This is a genomic window from Nocardiopsis sp. CA-288880, from assembly GCF_050955985.1.
GTDB classification, from domain to species: domain Bacteria; phylum Actinomycetota; class Actinomycetes; order Streptosporangiales; family Streptosporangiaceae; genus Nocardiopsis; species Nocardiopsis tropica.
Genome location: NZ_CP192105.1, coordinates 403,148 through 421,562 on the forward strand (window position 1 = coordinate 403,148; position 18,415 = coordinate 421,562).

At 74.4% G+C, this 18,415-nt stretch carries 15 protein-coding genes; 8 read left to right on the forward strand and 7 right to left on the reverse strand.

Translation table 11 applies throughout. The features are described from left to right. Nucleotides 1-7 precede the first annotated feature (7 nt). The 7 genes from ACQPYD_RS01815 to ACQPYD_RS01845 form a co-directional block, all read right to left on the reverse strand. Nucleotides 8-1,993: a protein kinase domain-containing protein gene (locus ACQPYD_RS01815; protein WP_433699489.1), complete on the reverse strand. Its 1,986-nt coding sequence runs from the start codon at nucleotides 1,991-1,993 to the stop codon at nucleotides 8-10. A 48-nt stretch (nucleotides 1,994-2,041) separates the two neighbouring features. Beyond that, nucleotides 2,042-4,309 (reverse strand): transglutaminase-like domain-containing protein, encoded by a 2,268-nt coding sequence (locus ACQPYD_RS01820; RefSeq protein ID WP_433699490.1) that lies wholly within the window; start codon nucleotides 4,307-4,309, stop codon nucleotides 2,042-2,044. After that, nucleotides 4,297-5,424 carry a DUF58 domain-containing protein gene (locus ACQPYD_RS01825; RefSeq protein ID WP_433699491.1) on the reverse strand — a complete coding sequence of 376 codons (1,128 nt, stop codon included), beginning with the start codon at nucleotides 5,422-5,424 and terminating at the stop codon, nucleotides 4,297-4,299. The genes ACQPYD_RS01820 and ACQPYD_RS01825 overlap by 13 nt, the downstream gene beginning before the upstream one ends. Beyond that, entirely contained in the window at nucleotides 5,424-6,437 is a 1,014-nt protein-coding gene (locus ACQPYD_RS01830) for an AAA family ATPase (protein ID WP_433699492.1), read from the reverse strand. Before ACQPYD_RS01830 ends, ACQPYD_RS01825 begins: the two co-directional genes overlap by 1 nt. Nucleotides 6,438-6,632: 195 nt before the next feature. Further along, nucleotides 6,633-7,034 (reverse strand): hypothetical protein, encoded by a 402-nt coding sequence (locus ACQPYD_RS01835; RefSeq protein ID WP_433699493.1) that lies wholly within the window; start codon nucleotides 7,032-7,034, stop codon nucleotides 6,633-6,635. 46 nt (nucleotides 7,035-7,080) lie between these two features. Beyond that, the gene (locus ACQPYD_RS01840) at nucleotides 7,081-8,547 is read right to left on the reverse strand and encodes an NlpC/P60 family protein (RefSeq protein ID WP_433699494.1); all 1,467 of its coding nucleotides are present in this window, start codon (nucleotides 8,545-8,547) and stop codon (nucleotides 7,081-7,083) included. Then, nucleotides 8,544-9,164, reverse strand: a complete 621-nt coding sequence (locus ACQPYD_RS01845; protein ID WP_433699495.1) for a hypothetical protein — start codon at nucleotides 9,162-9,164, stop codon at nucleotides 8,544-8,546. The genes ACQPYD_RS01840 and ACQPYD_RS01845 overlap by 4 nt, the downstream gene beginning before the upstream one ends. Before the next feature lie 601 nt (nucleotides 9,165-9,765). Between ACQPYD_RS01845 and ACQPYD_RS01850 the strand changes: the two genes are divergently transcribed. Genes ACQPYD_RS01850 through ACQPYD_RS01885 form a run of 8 tightly spaced genes read left to right on the forward strand, consistent with a single transcriptional unit; the run spans nucleotide 9,766 to nucleotide 18,365 of the window. Continuing rightward, nucleotides 9,766-10,299 carry a hypothetical protein gene (locus ACQPYD_RS01850; protein WP_433699496.1) on the forward strand — a complete coding sequence of 178 codons (534 nt, stop codon included), beginning with the start codon at nucleotides 9,766-9,768 and terminating at the stop codon, nucleotides 10,297-10,299. 16 nt (nucleotides 10,300-10,315) lie between these two features. Continuing rightward, complete coding sequence (locus ACQPYD_RS01855) at nucleotides 10,316-10,654, forward strand: hypothetical protein (protein ID WP_433699497.1); 339 nt, start codon at nucleotides 10,316-10,318, stop codon at nucleotides 10,652-10,654. Between the two features lie 2 nt (nucleotides 10,655-10,656). Continuing rightward, the gene (locus ACQPYD_RS01860; RefSeq protein ID WP_330162310.1) at nucleotides 10,657-10,998 is read left to right on the forward strand and encodes a hypothetical protein; all 342 of its coding nucleotides are present in this window, start codon (nucleotides 10,657-10,659) and stop codon (nucleotides 10,996-10,998) included. Between the two features lie 35 nt (nucleotides 10,999-11,033). Next, nucleotides 11,034-11,873, forward strand: a complete 840-nt coding sequence (locus ACQPYD_RS01865) for a hypothetical protein (RefSeq protein WP_433699498.1) — start codon at nucleotides 11,034-11,036, stop codon at nucleotides 11,871-11,873. Nucleotides 11,874-11,928: 55 nt separating this feature from the next. Next, the gene (locus ACQPYD_RS01870; protein WP_433699499.1) at nucleotides 11,929-13,506 is read left to right on the forward strand and encodes a hypothetical protein; all 1,578 of its coding nucleotides are present in this window, start codon (nucleotides 11,929-11,931) and stop codon (nucleotides 13,504-13,506) included. Continuing rightward, a complete protein-coding gene (locus tag ACQPYD_RS01875) occupies nucleotides 13,507-14,976 on the forward strand; it encodes an SCO6880 family protein (protein WP_433699500.1) in 1,470 nt (489 codons plus the stop codon). Between the two features lie 12 nt (nucleotides 14,977-14,988). Continuing rightward, nucleotides 14,989-16,542, forward strand: a complete 1,554-nt coding sequence (locus tag ACQPYD_RS01880; protein WP_433699501.1) for a hypothetical protein — start codon at nucleotides 14,989-14,991, stop codon at nucleotides 16,540-16,542. An 8-nt stretch (nucleotides 16,543-16,550) separates the two neighbouring features. After that, nucleotides 16,551-18,365, forward strand: coding sequence for a type IV secretory system conjugative DNA transfer family protein (locus ACQPYD_RS01885; RefSeq protein ID WP_433699502.1), 1,815 nt, complete (start codon nucleotides 16,551-16,553; stop codon nucleotides 18,363-18,365). The last annotated feature ends 50 nt before the right edge of the window (nucleotides 18,366-18,415 follow it).

The window sequence follows — 18,415 nt, forward strand, 5'->3', positions numbered from 1 at the left end:
CGTCCGGTCACCCCGCTCCTCGCTCCGTGCACGCCTCCTCCGAGGGGGCGACCTCGTCCGCGCTCAGCACGGCGATGACGACGAAGCAGTACTCCCCGGCGGCGTCGAGGCCGGTCACCCGCGCCTCCGCCGCGCCGGGCTCCACCTCGGCGAGCGCGGTGTAGGCCCCGCCCGCCGGTCCGCCCACCACGTGGTGCGGCGTGCCCTCCCCGGCATTGTCCGTCCACGTGAGGACCACGGCGCCGCCGGAGTCCTCCACCTCCACGTCCGTGGGGGCCGACTCCCGGGAGACGGCGGCGTGCGGGGCCGAGGAGGGGTCCACCGGGGCGGGGGCCGGGTCCGTCCCTGGTTGCACCAGTCCGACGGAGGCCAGGAGCGCGGCGACCGGCCCCGGGTACACGAAGGCCACCAGCCCCAGGGCGATGACGACGATCGCCGTCGCGGAGACGATCACCTGCACCAGGCGGAGCCGTCGCGAGCGCGCCTCCTCGGCGTCGTCGGCGTGCGGCGGGGGCACGGACCCGCGGACCGGTGCCTGCATGCCGGGGGCGGACCGGTACGGACCGCGTTCGGCGGAGGCCGGGCGGTGCGCCTCGTGCCCGGCGGGGGCCGGGTAGGGCGTGCCCGCGCCGAACGCCGGAGCGGGCGGCGGGGGCGGGAGCGACGTCGGAGCCGGTGCGGGAGGCGCGGAGGCGGTCCGGGGCGGATCCCACTCCACCAGCCCCCGCCAGGGGTCCCCGGCGTCGTCCGGGGGCGCATCGGGTGAGGCGTCCGCGATTCCTCCCGGCTCCGATCCGCCGGAGCGGGACCCGGCGGCCCCGCCGCCCCGCGGGTGGTGGGGGACGGGCTCGTGGGCGCGCCCCGGGTCCGCCGGAGGCGCGCCGTCCTCCCGAGCGGCGACCGGGTTGCCCGGAGCCCGTGCGGGCGGCGTCGGGGGATCGACCTCCCGCGTCCGGTCCTCGGGGGGTGCGGTGGGTCCGACGGCTGTGGCGGGCGCGCCGGGCGCGCCCCGCGCTGCCACCGGCTCGGCTCCTGCCGTCTCCCCGGGCCGTGTCAGGTCCCCGGCCGCCGACGGGTCCGACCCCTCCGGCCTGTGGGGTACAGGGGGCAGCGCGGAGTCCGTGTCGGCCGCAACCGTGGCGTCACCGCTCGCCAAAGACGCGGCGGCGGACGCGGTCCCCTCCTCGCGGTCCACCGGGGCCAGGGCCGCGGCGAAGCCCTCCGCGTCGGCGTAGCGGTTCCCGGGGTCCCGGTCGAGCGCCCGTGCGAGGGCCGCGACCAGCGGGGCGGGCAGGCCGGGGCGCGGCGGCCCCGGCGCCCCGCCGCCGAGCACGCGCTCCCGGTAGCCGAAGGGGTCGGCGGCGGCCTCCGCCCCGTCACCGAACGGGGGCCGTCCCGCCAGCAGCTCCCACAGGGTGGCGGCCAGTCGGTAGACGTCGGAGGCGGCGGTCGGCGGTTCGCCCCGGACCGCCTCCGGCGGGGCGTGGAGCAGCGCGCCGGTGCGCGGCCCGGCCGGCGGCGGGAGGGAGCCCCCGGGCAACGTCGCGCCCGCGTCCGCGAGGACGGCGCCGCCCTCTCCCGCCAGCACGTTGGACGGCTCGACGGCGTGGTGGAGCAGGCCGAGCGCGTGCACGCCCGCCAGCGCGCCGGCCACGTCCAGGCCGACGCGCACGACCTCGTCCACCGGGAGCGGGTGGCGGTCCGCCAGGACCCGGCCGTAGTCCCCGCCCCCGTGGAGCTCCATGGCCACGAACGGGCGCCCCGTCGTGGTCGAGCCGTGGCCGAGGACCCGCACCACCCCCGGCACGCCGGACAGCCGGCGCAGGCGCTCGGACTCGGCCCCGCCGTCCGGGCCCCGCAGGACCTTGACGGCGACCGGGTCGCCGCCCGCGTCCGGGACGGCCCGGTAGACGGTCGAGGAGGCGCCGCGGTGCAGCGCCTCCAGGGAGTGGAACCCCGGGACGAGGCTGGCGCCGGACCCCGTACTACTCATGGAACGCCCCTTCCCCGCCGTGCGGCGGGCGACGGTCGGAGGCGGGCGTCACGGCGCCCGCCAGAACAGGGGACGGGGATCGAACCACCAGGCCAGCCTCCTGCCGCGGCCGAGCGTGCGCCGCAGCGCGCGGGCCTGGCGGCGGACCCCGTCGGTGATGTGCGCGGCCTCCGTCGCGGAGACCCCGGCGCCCGGGGCGAAGCCGACCCGGTTGACCGCCCCCGCGAGGCGCCGCAGGTCGACCCGCGCCCACTCCCGCCCCTCCTCGGGCAGGAGGGCCTGGACGAGGGCCACGGTGTCGCCGACGGTGTGGCCGGGCTGCGGAGGGGCGCCCGCGCACTGGCGCAGGTGGTCGCACAGCTCCCGCCAGGCGCCCAGCACGCGCCGCTCCGGGGAGCCCGGCCCGAGTCGCCACCGGCTCCGCGCCAGCCGCAGCGCCGGAACGGCGGCCGCGGAGGCGAGCAGCAGACCCCCGGCGGTCAGGAAGGGCCACAGCGGCGCCGCCCCGGACCCCCTCTCCGGCGGCGCACCGGGGCCGGCGTCGTCGTCCGCGCCGTTCGCCTCGTCCGCCTCCTCGGGGGCCTCCGCCTCCGCCGCGCCGGAGGAGGCCTCCTCGGCCCCGTCCCCGCCCTCCTCCCCCGGGGTGACGGAGAACGGCACCCATCCGACGCCGTTGAAGTAGACCTCGCCCCACGCCAGCGCGTCACCGGTCGTCACCGTGCGCACGCCGTCCCCCTCGTCGGAGCCGGAGCCGAACCCCACGACGACGCGGCTCGGCAGGCCCGCCGCGCGGGCGAGCATGGCGAAGGCGCTCGCGAACTGCTCGGAGGTCCCGCCGCCGCCCTGCTGGCCCGGCGGGGCCAGCATGTCCGCGACGTTGGCGTAGCCGTGGCCGCCGGGGGTCTCCGCCGAGAAGTAGTGGGACTCCCGCAGGTACTCCGAGAGGAGGACGGCGCGCTCGTACGGCGACCCCTGCCCGGCGACGGCCGCCGCCACGTCGTTCAGGACCGGCGGCGCCCCCGGGGGCAGCTCGCGGTAGCGGTCGAAGACCGCGTCGGCCGGAACGGACGCGTCCGCGAGTTCGGCCGCCCTCCAGTCCGCCACGTCGCCGGCGACCTCGTAGCGCGCGCCCGCGATGCCGCCGTCCGCGCTCACCACCGTCCCCGAGACGGCGTCGTAGCCCAGGGGCTGGAGCCCGACCCGCCGCGGAACCCCGACGACCGGCGCCCAGCCGCCCGGAAGGTCGTCGCCCACGGAGATCTCCGCGCTGACGCCGGTGGCGTGCGGGGGCGGCGGCACCGGGTCGGGGAGCACCTCCCCGGCGGCGCGGTAGCCGCCCTCGGGCAGCCACGTGGTCCCGGTGAACTCCGCGAGGGCGACCCACCGCAGGTCCACCGGCTCCTCGGAGCGCACCGTGAGCAGAGGGTCGTCCGGCTCGGCGGCCCAGGCCGCGAGGTAGCCGAGCGGGTTGAGGGCGGCCTCCGGCGCGAGGGGCGGGCGCACGGCCTCGCGCGGGTCGCCCGGGGCCGCCTCCCACGAGGCGAGGAGGACGGGACCGCCGAACACCGTGGCGGCGGCCGCCAGCGCCGCCGCGACCGCGGTCACCAGGATCCGCCCGAGCCGCCCGAGGGTCTGTGTCTCCGGTGCGTCGACCTCGATCCGCAGGTCCTCCGACCCGGCGCGCGTCCGCGCGGCCGTCCGGCCGTCGGAGGACGCCGCCATGAGCAGGACCGCGGCGACCGCGACCAGGCCGATGGAGGGGAACCCCGGCGGGGCCACCGGGCCGTTCAGGACGACGGCGCCGACGAGCGCCAGGAGGCCGGGGAGGACGGCCAGCGCGGGTCGGCTCCCCTGCCAGAGCAGCACCGAGGCCACACCGGTGATCCACGTGGCCAGGAGCGGCAGCGTCAGGGTGTCCGCGTTCAGGGGGGTGGGTGCCGCACTCGTCAGGATGCGCGCCCCGGAGTGGAGGAGGGCCTCCACCGTCCCTCCCAGCACGCCCGTCCCCTGGCCGGGCAACCGGGCCGCGCAGACCACCACGCCCATCAGGGGCAGGGGGAGGCCGACGAGGATCCCGGCGAGCGGGGACAGCCGGGCCCGCGCCGCCAGGGTCACGGCGACGGAGAGCAGGGCGCAGAGCGGCAGCACCGCGTAGACCGGCGCCGGGACGGCGTAACCGGGCGCGAGGGCGACGCCCCCCGCCGCGGCGGCCATGACCAGCCCGACGGGGGCCAGGACGGCGCGGAGCGGAGTGCCTGGCCCCCGCCCGGGGGCGGGCGCGGTCTCCGGGGGGCGCGGCGGGGTCAGCGCGGCCATGACGTCTCGTTCCAGCGTTCGACGAACCCCGCCGCGTCGCCGGCGGCGAGCAGGGTGACCGGAGCGGGGGCGCTCGGCCGGTCCTCCGTGCCGACGGCCACGGCGACCAGGGCCGAGTAGTGGTGTCCGAGCTCTCCGAAGGAGCGCAGGTCGGTGGTGGTGAGCGCGCCGCTCACCAGGACGGCCGTGTCCCCGGAGGGCCGGGTCCGGGCCAGGCGGAGGGCCTGCGGGAGGTCGGCGTCCGGCGTCGGACGCGCCTCGGCCAGGAGGTCGAGCAGCGGGGGGAGCCCTCCGGTGCTGTCGCGCCCCCGACCGCTCACCAGGCTCACCTCGCAGTGGAGCGACGCCTGCACCCCGGTCGCCAGCACCGAGGCGGCCGCGCTCGCCACCTCGTCCAGCCGGTCCTCGCCCCCGGCCGTCGGCCGGTCGTCGACGATGACGTGGAGGCGCGGCTGCGAGGTGTCGATGTACTCGCGCACGACGAGCTTGTCCAGCCGCGCGGAGCTGCGCCAGTGGACCAGCCGCAGGTCGTCGCCGGGCACGTAGTCGCGCAGCGAGTGGAAGGTCTGCGCGCCCGCCGGGGCGCCGTCGGCGGTGCCCTCCGGGTCGGCCACCCGGCCGACCGGGACGGTGCGCAGGCGCTCCCACCGGGGATGGACCCACACCCGGTCGGCGCCGCCGGACTCCCGGTACACCGCGGCGAGCCCCAGCGGGTCCGCGCGCCCGACCCGGAGGGGGCCGAGGGAGACCACGCCGCGCCGTGCCGCCAGGACGCGGTACTCGGCCCCGCCAGCGGCACGCGCTCCCAGGGACGGCAGCCGGACCGGCCGCTCGCCCCCGTGGCCGCGCACGGGCTCGACCACGCCGACGGAGCGCCGGCCGGGGTTGCGCATCTCCAGGCGCACGCGCAGGGCGGACCCCGGCGAGGTGCGCGGGGAGGGGAGCGAGCGCCGGACCGCCACGGCGGCCGGACGCCCCACCACGAGCGACGCCGCCGCGACCGCGGTCACGGCCACGCCGCCGAGCAGCGCCAGTTCCTGGTACTGGGACACCACGCCCACCGCGAGGAGGACCAGGCCCGCCCCGGCGACGAGCCACCCCCGGACGGTCGGCATCAGCGGACCGCCGGGACCCCGGCCGCGCCCGGGGACGGCGCGGGGGTCTCACGGAGGATCCCGTCCAGGACGTCGGCCCCGGTGCGCCCGCCGACCGAGGCCTCCGGGGACAGCACCAGGCGGTGGGCCCAGACCGGCTGGGCCAGGAGCTTGACGTCCTCGGGCTCCACGAAGGGCCGGCCCGAGACGAGCGCGAGCATCCGGGCCGTTCTCGCCATGGCCACCGTCGACCTGGTCGACAGGCCCACGCTCAGCTCCCGGTGGCCGCGTGTGGCGTGGGCGACCCGGAGCACGTACTCGTAGACGGAGTCGTGGACGAAGACCCGCCGGGAGTCGCGCCTCATGGCGGCCATCCGCTCGGCGTCGACGGTCGGCTCCAGGTCCTCGGGCGTGACGAGCCGGTCGCCCCGGATGATCGCGAGCTCGGACGCGGGGTCGGCGTAGCCGAGGGTGAGGCGCATCAGGAACCGGTCCAGCTGGGCCTCGGGCAGGCGGTACGTGCCCGACATCTCCACGGGGTTCTGCGTCGCCACGACGAGGAAGGGGGAGGGGACGCCGTGCCGGACGCCGTCCACGGTGACCGCCCGCTCCTCCATGACCTCCAGCAGGGCCGACTGGGTCTTGGGCGAGGCCCGGTTGATCTCGTCGGCGATGACGACGTTGGCGAACACGGGACCGGGACGGAACTCGAACTCGCGGGTCCCCTGGTGGAAGATCGTGACGCCGCTGATGTCGGAGGGCAGGAGGTCCGGGGTGAACTGGATGCGCCGCCAGTCGCCGTTCGCGCTCGCGGCGATGGCGCGCGCCAGGGTGGTCTTCCCGGTGCCGGGGACGTCCTCCAGCAGGATGTGGCCCTGGGTGAGCATCGCGACCAGGGCCAGGCGTACGACGTCGGACTTGCCCAGGACCGCGGCCTCGACGGAGGCGGCGATGCCGTCGAACTCGTCGGCGCGGATGACCGCGTCGTCGGAGGACAGGGGGGCGTCCGAGGGGGGAGAGACGTGGGTGTTCATGGAGAGGGCGTCTTTCCGCGTGAAGTGCTGAGGTGGAGCGCCGCCGCCGTTCACGGCGGCGGGGGAGGCGTGTCGGCGGGAGCACTCGGGGCAGGCGCTCACCTGCGTGAAGATAGCGCGATCGCGGCTGAACCGCACGAACCGGTACCGATGGGACGGACCGCTCCCGGGGGAGCGGTCCGGGGGAGCGGGGTGTCAGGCATGGAGCGGTGTGGCGCCCCTGCCCTTCCCCCGCAGCATCGGTCCCGACATGCCGTAGCTCTGCCCGGAGCCCGCGGTCTCGAAGGCCCCCGCCAGGGCGGAGAGCAGGCCGGTGGCGCCGCCCACCGCGGCGCCGGCCGCGCCCATGATGCCCGAGGCGGCGCCCACGGCCAGGCCGCCGAGGGCTCCGAGGCCCTGGACCCCGGCCTTCGCCCCGAGCTTGAGGGCGCCGAGGGAGAAGGCTCCGGCGCCCTTGGCGGCCCCCGTCATCAGCCCCTTCCAGCCGCCCCTTCCGGCGAGCCAGGCCCCGCCGCGGGAGGCGACGGCGCCGCCGAGCCTCTGTGCCCCTGCACGCAGGGCTGCGCCCCCGAGGGCGACGACGATAGGTGCGACCATGGTGGATCATCCTCTCGATGGGTTCGTGGAACGCGGTGACGGGCCGTCACGCCGCGAAGCTGTCCTCGCCGCCCGAGGAGTCGGGGCTGATCCGGACCGCCCCCACGAAGGAGGAGCGGTAGTACCCGGAGTCGATCGACACCTCCTCGATCGGCTTGCTCGGGTTCGCGGCGTGGATCATGCGGCCTCCGCCGGAGTAGATGCCGACGTGCGACGGGCTCGCGTACCTCGGGCTGGTGTGGAAGAGGAGGAGGTCGCCGGGCTGGAGGACGGAGATGTCCAGGTCCCCCTCCAGGACGCGCCGGGCCGTCCCTCCCCGGTACTCGGCGTTGCCCGGGTCCCACTGCGTCGTCGTCACCCAGGGGATCGTCACCCCCGCCGCGCGCCACGCGGCCTGGGTGAGCCCCGAGCAGTCGTAGGAGTCGGGTCCCCGGGCGCCCCACACGTAGGGCTTGCCGATCTGCTGTCTGGCGAACTCCACCGCGGTCCGGTGCTCCTCGCCGACGTCGCCCAGGAACGCGGCCTGGGACGCGTTGCCGCCCTGCTCCTCGCAGTCCCGCCCCTGCCCCGGGGCCGAGGATGCCTGCTGGAGTTCGAGGGACGGGGACGTCGGGGCGAGGCCGGAGCCGCTGTAGTACTCGGCCACCTCCAGCACCTGCGCGACGTACCACCGGGCGGGGTTGTGCTTGTAGACCGTGCACTCGATCGGGGTCAGGTCCGCCCGCCCGCTCCCGCAGACGGAGCCCGACCCCCTCTTCTCCGCCTGGTCGGCGTAGTAGGCGATCCGGAAGGCCCCCGAGGCGATGTTGTCCCACGGGTCCCAGACGTTGACCATGCCGTCGTCGTTGCCGTCGATCCCGAAGTAGGTCGGGTTGCCCGGCATCTCGCCCACCTCGTAGTGGAAGCGGCGGTCCTCGACCGACTCCTTCGGCTTCCCGCCCCACGAGTTGCCCGCGCTGCCGAGCCGGCCGCCGACCTGTCCGGTCCGCAGGTCCTGGACGCCGAACTGGACGATCCCGGCGGCGCCGTAGGGGTTGCGCTCGCCCTCCCGGAGGCCGGAGTGCCAGTTCGGGTCCGTCGAGACGTACTGGCCGTTCTGGGTCTCGATCGCGCCGATCGCGGCCATGAGCTCCCAGGGCAGGCCGTAGGCCTCGGCCGCCATGCGGTGCGCGCGGAGGACGTTGTCGGGGATGTCGACGCGGACGGACTTCTGCGAGGATCCCGGTTCCCCGTGCGCGCTGATGCTGATCGTCTCGCTCGACGTGTTCGCGGACGCCTGGACGACACCCCCCGACGAGCCGCCCCCGTCGGCGCTGCTCGGCGCGGCCCCGCCCGCAGGGCCGCAGACGGTGGCGGCGTAGGCGATGCCCCCCATGACCGCGAGCGCCGTGACGCCCCCGCCCACGCGCGCGGTCGCGCTGCCCCGGTCCCCGCCGCGTCCGCGCCGGGGGAGGAGGAAGGCGCGGGTCCGCTCCCACAGGACCCCGGCGGCGCCGCCGGAGGCGCCCCTCACGCGCCCTCCTCGGCGATGTTCCCGACCGCCGCGTCCTGGAAGGCGTAGACCGTCCAGCCCTCGCCACCGGGTACCACGGTGACCGCGTACGACGCCGGCCCGGCCCCGCCGTCGTCGCCGGTCTCCGTCATGAACCGCGCCTCCACCTCGACGATGACCGACCCCGAGCCGACGTTGCGGATCGCCGTGGCCGTCGCCTCCGCGGTGACGCGCTGCGGGGTCCCCCTGGGGGCCCCGCTGTTGGGCGTGCTGAGGACGAACTCCTCGACGGCGCCGAAGAAGTCCTCGGAGAGCAGGGGGGAGAGGCGGGCGAGGCGCTCGTCGTCGCTCTCCCCGGGATCGACCTCGCCGTAGGCGGCGACGAAGGCCGCGGCGGTCTCCGCCCCGGCCTCCAGTTCGGCCTCCGAGTACGGCATCAGCGCCATGACGTCGCCGACGGGCTCTCCTCCGCCCCCGTCCCCCCCGGACCCGGCGGACGCCTCCGCCGGGGGCGCGGCCTCCCCGTCGTCCGGACCGGAGAGCAGCTGCTGTGCGAGGACGACCAGGACGACGACCAGGACGGCGAGGATCCCGAACACGATCGTCTTCTCCCGCGAGCCGCCGGCGAAGTCGCTCATGACGGCCACGCTGTTCTGATCATGGGTACCCACCAGTCGTGAGGGCGGACAGATGCACCCATGCGTACAGGGAGCGCACCGGGAGCGCAATGGGTCCTGTGCGACAAGTGGGTCACGAAGGGTGATAATCGATAACGTTTCGGCCGGAGGCCTGCGGGTTCTCCCGTGGAAAAAGGTCGGGGTGTTCGCGGCGTCGGTGCACGGCAATGGCATTGATCAAGGCTTATCACGCAGAAGAGCGGATCGGCTCTTTTGCGTTCGTGAAAGAAGTTCGGCCTCGTTCACTTTCCAGTGTTTCCAATGTCCGAACGGTCACGCAAAGTAGCAGGAATGAAAACGGTCACTTGATCGGATTCGATTCGGTGCGGTATATATAGCCTGCTGTTCGGCCCCCGAACCCGGTTCGACGGCGCCACCGCATTCTCGCGCCGTCACGCGAGACCCCCGGTGCGGCGGGAGTGCCGGAGGCCTCCGGGGGCGGACGACCGCTCCCAGGACCCCGGACGCCCACCCCGGCGCGGCGTCCCGGAACACGGGCCGCGCGGGGAGCGCCGACCCCGCCGGGGAGGCGGCGCCTTCACGACACGGACGAGGGGACCACATGGGGAGGCGACAGGCCGGCGGCACGGACCAGGGCGAACCGGCGGGCCCGCCCCTGCCCGACTGGGCCGGGGAGGCCGTCGTGCTCGGCTGCCACGGCGGAGCGGGCACCACCACGCTGCGCGTGCTGCTGAACACCCCCTGGGACCTCGGCGCCTACTCCTCCGACCGCGGCGGTGTCGGCGCCTTCGGACGGCCCCTGGTCCTCGTCTCCCGGAACAGCGTCGCCTCGACGGCCCGCGCCGCCGAGGTCATCAACGTCCTGGAGGCCGACGGCCTCCGGCCCGCGGCGCTGGTGGTCTCGGCGGACGGCTCCGGGCCCGAACCCGCGGAGTCCGCGGCGCGCCTGGGCCTGGTGCGCGACCGGGTCGGCCTCCTCGTCCGCTTCCCGTTCGTCCCGGCCCTGCGCTACGTGGACGCCGTCGAGGCGGACCGGGTGAAACTTCCCGCGAGGGCGAGGCGGGCCCTGGAGCGGATCAGGAACGCGTGCCTCGCCGCGGCGAGCGAGACCCTGGCGCGTCAGGCCTCAGGGTAAGGAGAACTGGATACGCATGGACGTTCTGAACGCCACCAACGACCTGGTCGCCCACATGGCCGCCGTCCCGATGGACGGCGGCGCCTTCGGCTGGGACACCAACCCGGACCTGCCCGCCTTCGAGGACGGACACGATCCGATCCAGCAGGTGTTCAGCTGGGGCCAGGGCATCATCGTCGTGATCGGCATCATCGGCATCCTCTTCGCCGCGGGCAAGATGGCCATCGGCAAGTTCGGCCGCTCCGACCTCGCCGCCGACGGTGTCGGCGGACTGGTCTGGACGGTCATGGGGATCTCCCTGATGCTCGTCGCCATCCCGGTCATCCTGGCGGTCGCCAACGTCGCGGGCGGCTGACGATGCCGCTGGAACTCCTGTCGGCGGCGGTGGACGCGGCGCACCTGGCCGCGGCCCTTCCCGCGGAGGTGACGTGGGAGGTCCGGCCGCGGATGCCGGACTGGGGCGTCGGGGGGACGCAGGACCCCGACGGGGACCCGGTCGGACGGTTCCTCAACATCGCCCAGGGCGTCGTCGTCGTGATCGGGGTCATCGGCATCCTGTACTCGGCCGCGAAGATGGCCGCCGGCAAGCTGGGCCGCTCCGAGGTGGCCGCCGAGGGCGTCGGCGGCGTGGTGTGGACCGTCATGGGCGTCTCGCTGATGCTGGTCGCCGTTTCCGTGGTCACCACGCTCGTCGGGTAGCGGGCCGGATCGTGAGAGGTCGGGGGGAGAGCGAAATGGTGTACGAGCGGATCCTCGCCGCCGACGCGGCGCGGAACCCGGTGGCGATGGCGCAGTTCCAGCAGTCGGGGAACGAGGTGCTGGGATACGTCGCCTGGGCGGGGGCCGTCGTCGGCGTCCTCGCGCTGATCATCATCGGCGGGCGCATGATCCACGCGAACTTCACCGGCGACCCCTGGATCGCCGCGCGCGGCATGGCGGAACTCCCCTGGGTGCTCCTCGGGGTCGTTCTGCTGGTCGCGTCCGGAACCCTCGCCGGGACGCTGCTCCAGGGCTCCTACCACGAGACCGAGGACGACCTCGGGTCCCTCATCCAAGGGGTCGCGGCCGAGCAGGGCGAGACCGAGCGGGAGGCGGCCGGTTGCGACGGGGCCCTCCGGGACCCCGACTCCCAGGAGTTCCTCTGCCCCGACGACGACGGGTGGGGCCGGTTGCACGACACCGTTCCGCTGACCGGCGCAGACGACGAGCGCTGCACGCGCGACGGCAAGGCGGACTGCTACGACTACTGCTTCGACTCCGGGTTCCACCACGGGAACACCTACACGCGTTCCCCCTGTACCCCGGACCGGGACGGCATGGACCTCCTGAACGGCGGCGACTGGATCTGGGCCGACTACCACTGCCCCAACCTGCCCTCGTCCCTGTGGGACCAGAGCGATTCGTGCCCGGACAACCCGGTCGACCACTTCGACGACGTTCCGCGCGAGTACGCCGCCGCGGGGCGCGGTGAGCCCGCGATGCACAAGTACTACATCTGCACAGAATTTCCCGAGTGGGCGAATGGGAACAAGCGCGAAGAACAAGTCGGGGACGATTACTGCAACGTCGGATAGCGCAGTGCTGTGTGCGAGGGAATTCGGTCGGACGACGGAAAAGGGGGGTGATTGAATGGAGAACGAGGCGACGGCGAGCTGGATCACGGAAAGCCTTCAGGGCATCATCGAGCGGATGTTCGGCCTGCTCATCAGCAGCGGCAGCGGGGCGCCCCTTCAGCGGGAGTACGGCAGCAACCAGCTCGTGGTCGACCAGGGCGTGCTGCAGCTCCAGAACGTCTTCAACCCGCTGATCCTGTTCCTGGCCACGCTGGGCATCCTGCTGGCGGCCGTCCGCCTGCTCTGGACCCGTCGGCTCGACCCCATGATGGACCTGGTCCGGGGCCTGCTCACCGTCATCATCACCACGTTCGCCGGGCTCTTCTTCGTCTACGTCCTGGCGGGCTTCAGCAGCGGCCTCACCCAGATGATCCTGGACACCGGGACGTATTCGGCGCCCTACGAGAACGGCAACGGGTCGCGGCAGGTCAGCTTCCTCGTCGCGGCGCAGGAGGTCTACCCGAGCATCATGCGGGTGGGCGTCGGCGACAACGACCTCGGCTTCGCGGAGGACTCCGCGCGCGAGGCCGTCACCTACCTGGTCAGCCTCGCGGTGATCCTCGGGCTCATCGCGCAGATGATCGTCCTGGCGATGCTCAAGTCGATCGTCTACCTGCTCGCCTGCCTCCTGCCCCTGGCCGCGGCGAGCTCCCTGGTGCCCGGGCTGAAGATCTTCCCGAAGGTCATCGGCTGGCTCTTCGCCTGCCTCCTGTACAAGCCGCTCCTCCTGTTGATCTATCTGTCCGGCCTCGTCCTCATCGCGACCACGGACACCGATGCCGAGGGCGGCCTGTCCAGGTACCTCCTGGGGGCGGCGGTCATGCTCATGGCCACCGGAGCCCTCCCCGTGCTGATGAAGCTCATGAGCTCGGGCAGCGTCTGGATGATGGCCCTCGCGGCGGGCGGCATCAGCTCCATCGGCGGTGGGGGCGGCGGGGGAGGGAGCGGCAGCGGCAGCGGCGCCGACGCGTCCCCCTCGTCGGCGTCCGGCTCCCCTTCCGCGGGCAACGCCCCGTCCGCTGACGGCGGGGCCCAGGCCGCCGCCGCGGCCGGCGCCAACGAACGCGCCGCCGCGGTGTCGCGCAACCTCGACGAGGGCGGCGGAGGACAGTCCGCCGGGGGCGTGTCCCCGGCGTCGGCGGCGAGCGCGGCCGGCACGGGCGCCGTCGACACCGGCACCCTGGGCACGCAGGGCGGGCTCGGCGCCGGCGGTCCCCTGGGCGGTGCGGGCGGTCCCTCGGGCGGCGTGGACGGGACCGCGAACGTGGACGGCGCCATGGGCGGCCCCGAGGGCGGCGGCGCGCAGGACGGCGGGGCCGTGGCCGCCGCGGGCGCGACGGAGTCGGCCGGTTCGACGACCGTCAGCGGCTCGGAGCAGGGGTACAGCCAGACGGTGGCCTCCGGCGCGGGCGGTGACGGCGGCTCCGACCCCGGCGCGGTCGGGGACGCCCCCGCGGGAGCGGGGGCGGCCGACACCGGGGCCGTGTCGGGCGGCGCCTCCGGCGGCGGGTACCCGGGCGGCGCCGGAGCGGTGTCGCCGGAAGGCGCGTCCGGGGCGCAGTTCGCCGACGGAGCCGACGGAAGGATGGTCTAAGTGGTCCGCACGTACGGAGGGTGGCGCCGCCGGCGCAGCATCGGGCTGTTCGGGCTCGGCCTCACCGCGACGCTCGTCCTCCTCGGAGGCCTGGTCGTCCTGATGCTGGCGGGGATGTTCGCGCCCGGCCTCGCCCTCTACCTCCTGCCCGTCATGGCGGTGGCCTTCGTGTTCGCCGCGGTGCCGGTCCAGGGGGAGTCCCTGCTGAGCTTCCTGCTCACCCGCCTGCGGTGGTGGTGGGCCAAGGTGCTCGGGCACACCCGCTACCGCGCGGGCGTCATGGTGGAGCACCCGCGGGCCTTCCAGCTGCCCGGCATCCTCGCCCCCGTCACCCTGCTCTCCTGCGAGGACGGCAAGGGAGGGCGGTTCGGCCTCGCCTGGAACCGGCGGCTGGGACACATGACCGCGACGGTCCTGGTCTCGTCCAACTCCGTGTGGCTCGCCGAGCCGGCCGACGTCGACACCTGGGTGGCGAGCTGGCACCAGTGGCTGGCCTCCCTCGGCTACATGCCGTGGGTCCAGTGGGTCACGGTCACCGTCGAGTCGCGCCCCGACCCCGGGAGCGCGCTGCGCAACAACGTCGAGGCGGACATCGACCCGAAGTCCCCGGCGGCGGCCCGCAAGATCATGCGCGACCTCGTGCTGAGCGCCCCCACGGTGAGCGCCCAGGTCGAGACCCGGATCAGCATCACCTACGACCCCCGCAAGTTCCCGGTGGCCCCCAAGGACCGCATGCAGGCGGCCGTGGAGATCAGCGGCTACCTCAACCAGATCGAGTCGAGCCTCGCCACCACGGGGGTGTCCGTGCTGGGGCGCGCGACGCCCGAGCAGCTCGTCGCCATGGTGCGCACCGCCTACGACCCGACGGCCCTCAACGACCTCAGCACCCTGCTCCACTCGACGCCCGAGGACATCGGGACGCTCGACTGGACGGACGCGACCCCCGTCGAGGCCGAGGCGCACCACGACCGCTACACCCACGACAGCGGCACCAGCGTCTCGTGGATCTGGCAGGAGGCGCCGAGGACCCACGTCACGAGCACGGTGCTCGCCGAGCTCCTCTCCCCGACCCGCTGGGCCAAGCGGACCACGCTGCTGTTCCGGCCCTGGCCGGCGGCCGCGGCGGCGCGTGCGCTGGAGAGCCAGAACTCGGCGGCCCAGTACAAGAGCGAGCTGTCCTGGCGGGTCCGCCACCGGGTGAGCGCGAGGGACAGCCAGGACCTCGCCTACGCCCGGCAGGCGGCCCAGGAGGAGACGCGCGGGGCCGGGCTGGTGCAGGTGAGCCTGTACACGACGGCCACCGTCGACGACGAGCAGAGGCTCAAGCAGGCCGTCGCGCACACCGAGTCGGCGGCCGAGACCTCCCGGATCCGGCTGCGCAGGGCCTGGGGCAGCCAGGACGTCGCGTTCGCCACGACCCTGCCCCTCGGCGTGTGCCCGCCGTTCCTCGTCCAACGCGGTATGGGTTAGAAGGGGGCACCGATGGCGATCGTGGACCGGCAGAGCCGGCGCGAGGAGCGCCGCCAGCAGCGGGCGGAGCGCAAACGCCTCAAGCAGAGGCAGGAGCAGAAGGAGAGGGCGGAGCGGCCGGACCGGTCGGCGGAGAGGGACCGGGAGGTCATCGCCCCCCTGCTCGGCTGGCGGCACCGGGGCGGCGGCGCCTCGCCGAACATCCCCAACGCGGTCGAGTACCAGGCCACCACCGCCCAGGCGTGCGGACTGTTCCCGTTCGTCACCAGCAGCAAGCCGCCCTCGATCGGCACCCCGATCGGACGCGACCTGCTGTCGGGGGAGGTCGTCTGCCTCGACCCGATGGCCTGGCTGCGCGCGGGGCTGATCACCAACCCCGGGTGCTTCGTGCTGGGACAGCCGGGCACGGGCAAGTCCACGTTCGTCAAGCGCCTCGTCACCGGGGCGGTGGCCTTCGGCTCGCAGGCCATCATCCTCGGCGATACCAAGCCCGACTACACCGACCTCATCGGCCACCTCGGCGGGCAGGTCGTGCGGATCGGGCGCGGGCTGGACCGGATCAACCCGCTCGACGCGGGGCCCCTGGGCGGGGTCATGGGCCGGCTCTCCGAGGTGGAGCGGGAGAAGCTGCGCTGGGAGGTGCGCTCCCGCCGCATCTCCCTGCTGATGGCCCTGTGCACGCTGGTCCGCGAGGACAGGATCGCCAACGCCGAGGAGGTCGTCCTCGGCGCCGCGGTCGACCTCCTGGACGAGCGGTTGGCCGGGACGCGCCAGCCCAACGTCATCGACGTCCTCCGGGTCGTCGAGGAGGGGCCCGAGTCCCTCCGGTCGTTCGCGCGCGCCGACACCAGGGACCAGTACGACAAGCGCGTCGACGACCTCGTCTTCACCCTGCGGCTGCTGTGCACCGGCTCCCTGGCCGGGGTCTTCGACGGAGAGACCACGAGCCCGCTCGACATGGAGGCGCCGGGGATCAGCGTCGACATCTCCCGCGTGGGCGCCGCCGGCGACAAGCTGCTGACCGCGGCGATGCTGTGCACGTGGAGCTACGGCTTCGGGATGGTCGACGCCGCGGCCGTGCTCTCCGAACACGGCCTCATCCGGCGCCGGTCCTACATCGGCGTGATGGACGAGCTGTGGCGGGCCCTGCGCGGGGCCCCCGGCCTGGTGGAGTTCGCCGACTCCCTCACCCGGCTCAACCGCTCCAAGGGCATGGCGTCCGTCATGGTGACGCACTCCCTCGGCGACCTGGAGGCGCTGGCCACCGAGGAGGACCGGGCCAAGGCCCGGGGCTTCGTGGACCGCTCCGCGATCACCGTCCTCGCCGGACTGCCGCCGCGCGAGCTGGCCTCCGTCAACCGGATCACCCCGATGACCGGCCCCGAGCAGGGGCTGGTGGCGTCGTGGTCCTCACCGGACTCCTGGCAGCCGGGCGCACGCCACCCCGGGCGCGGCAAGTACCTGATCAAGACCGGCGCCGAGCGGCTCGGCATCCCGGTGCAGATGACGCTCACCCGTGACGAACTCACCCTGTACGACACGGACCAGGCCATCCGGAGGGAGTGAGGACGACCATGTCACGTGAACGCCCGAAGTACCAGGTGAAGGGCGGGGCCGCCGCCGCGGGGGCGCCGCCCCTGCTGGTGCTGATCGCCCTCTGGGGCACGGTGGGGCTCTTCTTCCTCTTCTGGCTGGCGGCGCGGATCGTCGCCTCCCTGACCGGCGGGGCCGTCGGCGGGTTCGGGATGGCGTGGGTCGTCTCCCTGGTCGTCTGGGACACCGGCACGGTCTGGCCGGGCACGCCCACCCTCCCCGTCGTCCTGCTGTTCGGCGTCTTCGCCGCACTGTCGGCGGCGCTCCTCTGGTGGGTCCTCCACCGGGTCCGGAACGCCCTGTACGGGCAGCCGGACGCGATCGGCGCACTGAACAAGGACAACGGGACGGTCGCGGAGCTGGCCCGGCCCGAGGCCGCCGACAAGGCGGTGCGGCTGCGCAGGACATCGCTGGCCGGACGCAGGGGCAGGGGGCTCGATGACGCGGACGTGGGCCTCACCATCGGCGACATGCGCGGCGACGGGGACCGGACGGGCGCCCGGCTCTTCGCGTCGTGGGAGGACACCGTCCTGGCCTTCATGGCCCCCCGCGCGGGCAAGACCACCGCGATGGCCATCCCCTACGTCCTGGACGCGCCCGGACCGGCGCTGGCCACGAGCAACAAGGCCGACGTGTGGTCGGCCACCGCGCGGATCCGCGAGCACACGACCGGCGAGCGCGTGTGGCTGTTCGACCCCCAGCAGGTCACCCACCAGGGCCAGGAGTTCTGGTGGAACCCCCTCACCGACGTCCGCGGCGTCGAGGAGGCCTACCGCCTCGCCGGGCACTTCGTCCTCACCATCGACGACGACTCGAAGAAGGACATGTGGGGCCCCGCGGCCCGCGCGCTGCTCTCCCAGCTCATCCTCGCCGCCGCGCTCTCGGGCAGGTCGCTGTCCACAGTGGGGGAGTGGCTGCACGACACCAAGCTCCCGCAGCCGGTGGACGTCCTCTTCGAGCACGGCTTCACCGCCTACGCCGAGGCCCTGCGCGAGACCCAGAACATCGTCGCGGAGACCCGTGACGGCATCTACACCACGGCCCGCACGGCCGCGCGCTGCCTCGACGACCCCCGGATCATGGAGTGGGTGACCCCTCCGGGGGGCCGGCCGCTCCCCGAGTTCGAGCCGCGGTCGTTCGTCACCAGCAAGCAGACGCTCCATCTCCTCAGCAAGTCACGCGCCGCCTCCGCGCCGCTCATCGCGGCCCTGACCGACGCGATCTTCCTGGCGGGGGAGGAGGCCTCCGAGGCGCAGGGCGGGCGGCTCGACCCGCCCCTGGTGGCCGTCCTCGACGAGGCCGCGAACATCTGCAAGATCGCGGACCTCCCCGACATGTACTCCCACCTGGGCTCCCGCGGCATCGTCCCGGTCACCATCCTCCAGAGCTACCGGCAGGGCGTGCGCGTCTGGACCGAGAACGGCATGGAGGCGATGTGGTCGGCGGCGACGGTGAAGGTGTTCGGCGCCGGGCTGGACGACCACAAGATCGTGGACGCCCTCTCCAAGCTGATCGGCCAGCACGACGTCTCCACCACGTCGTTCAGCTACGGGGAGGGCAAGGGCAACCACTCCGTGCAGCTCCGCAGGCAGGAGATCATGCAGGGGTCCGACATCCGCCAGATCGACAAGGGCGAGTGCCTGCTCTTCGCCACGGCCGCCCGGCCCACGATCCTGCGCATGCGCCCCTGGTACAGGACCGGCAGGGCCCGGCTGGTCACCGCGGCGATCAAGGACGCCGAGGAGCTGATCACCGCCGGGGCCCGTGCGAGGTACGACGCACCCCGGGGCGCGTGAACAGGCGTCGACCACCGACACGCCCGACCCGGTCGGCGAGGACGAGGAGA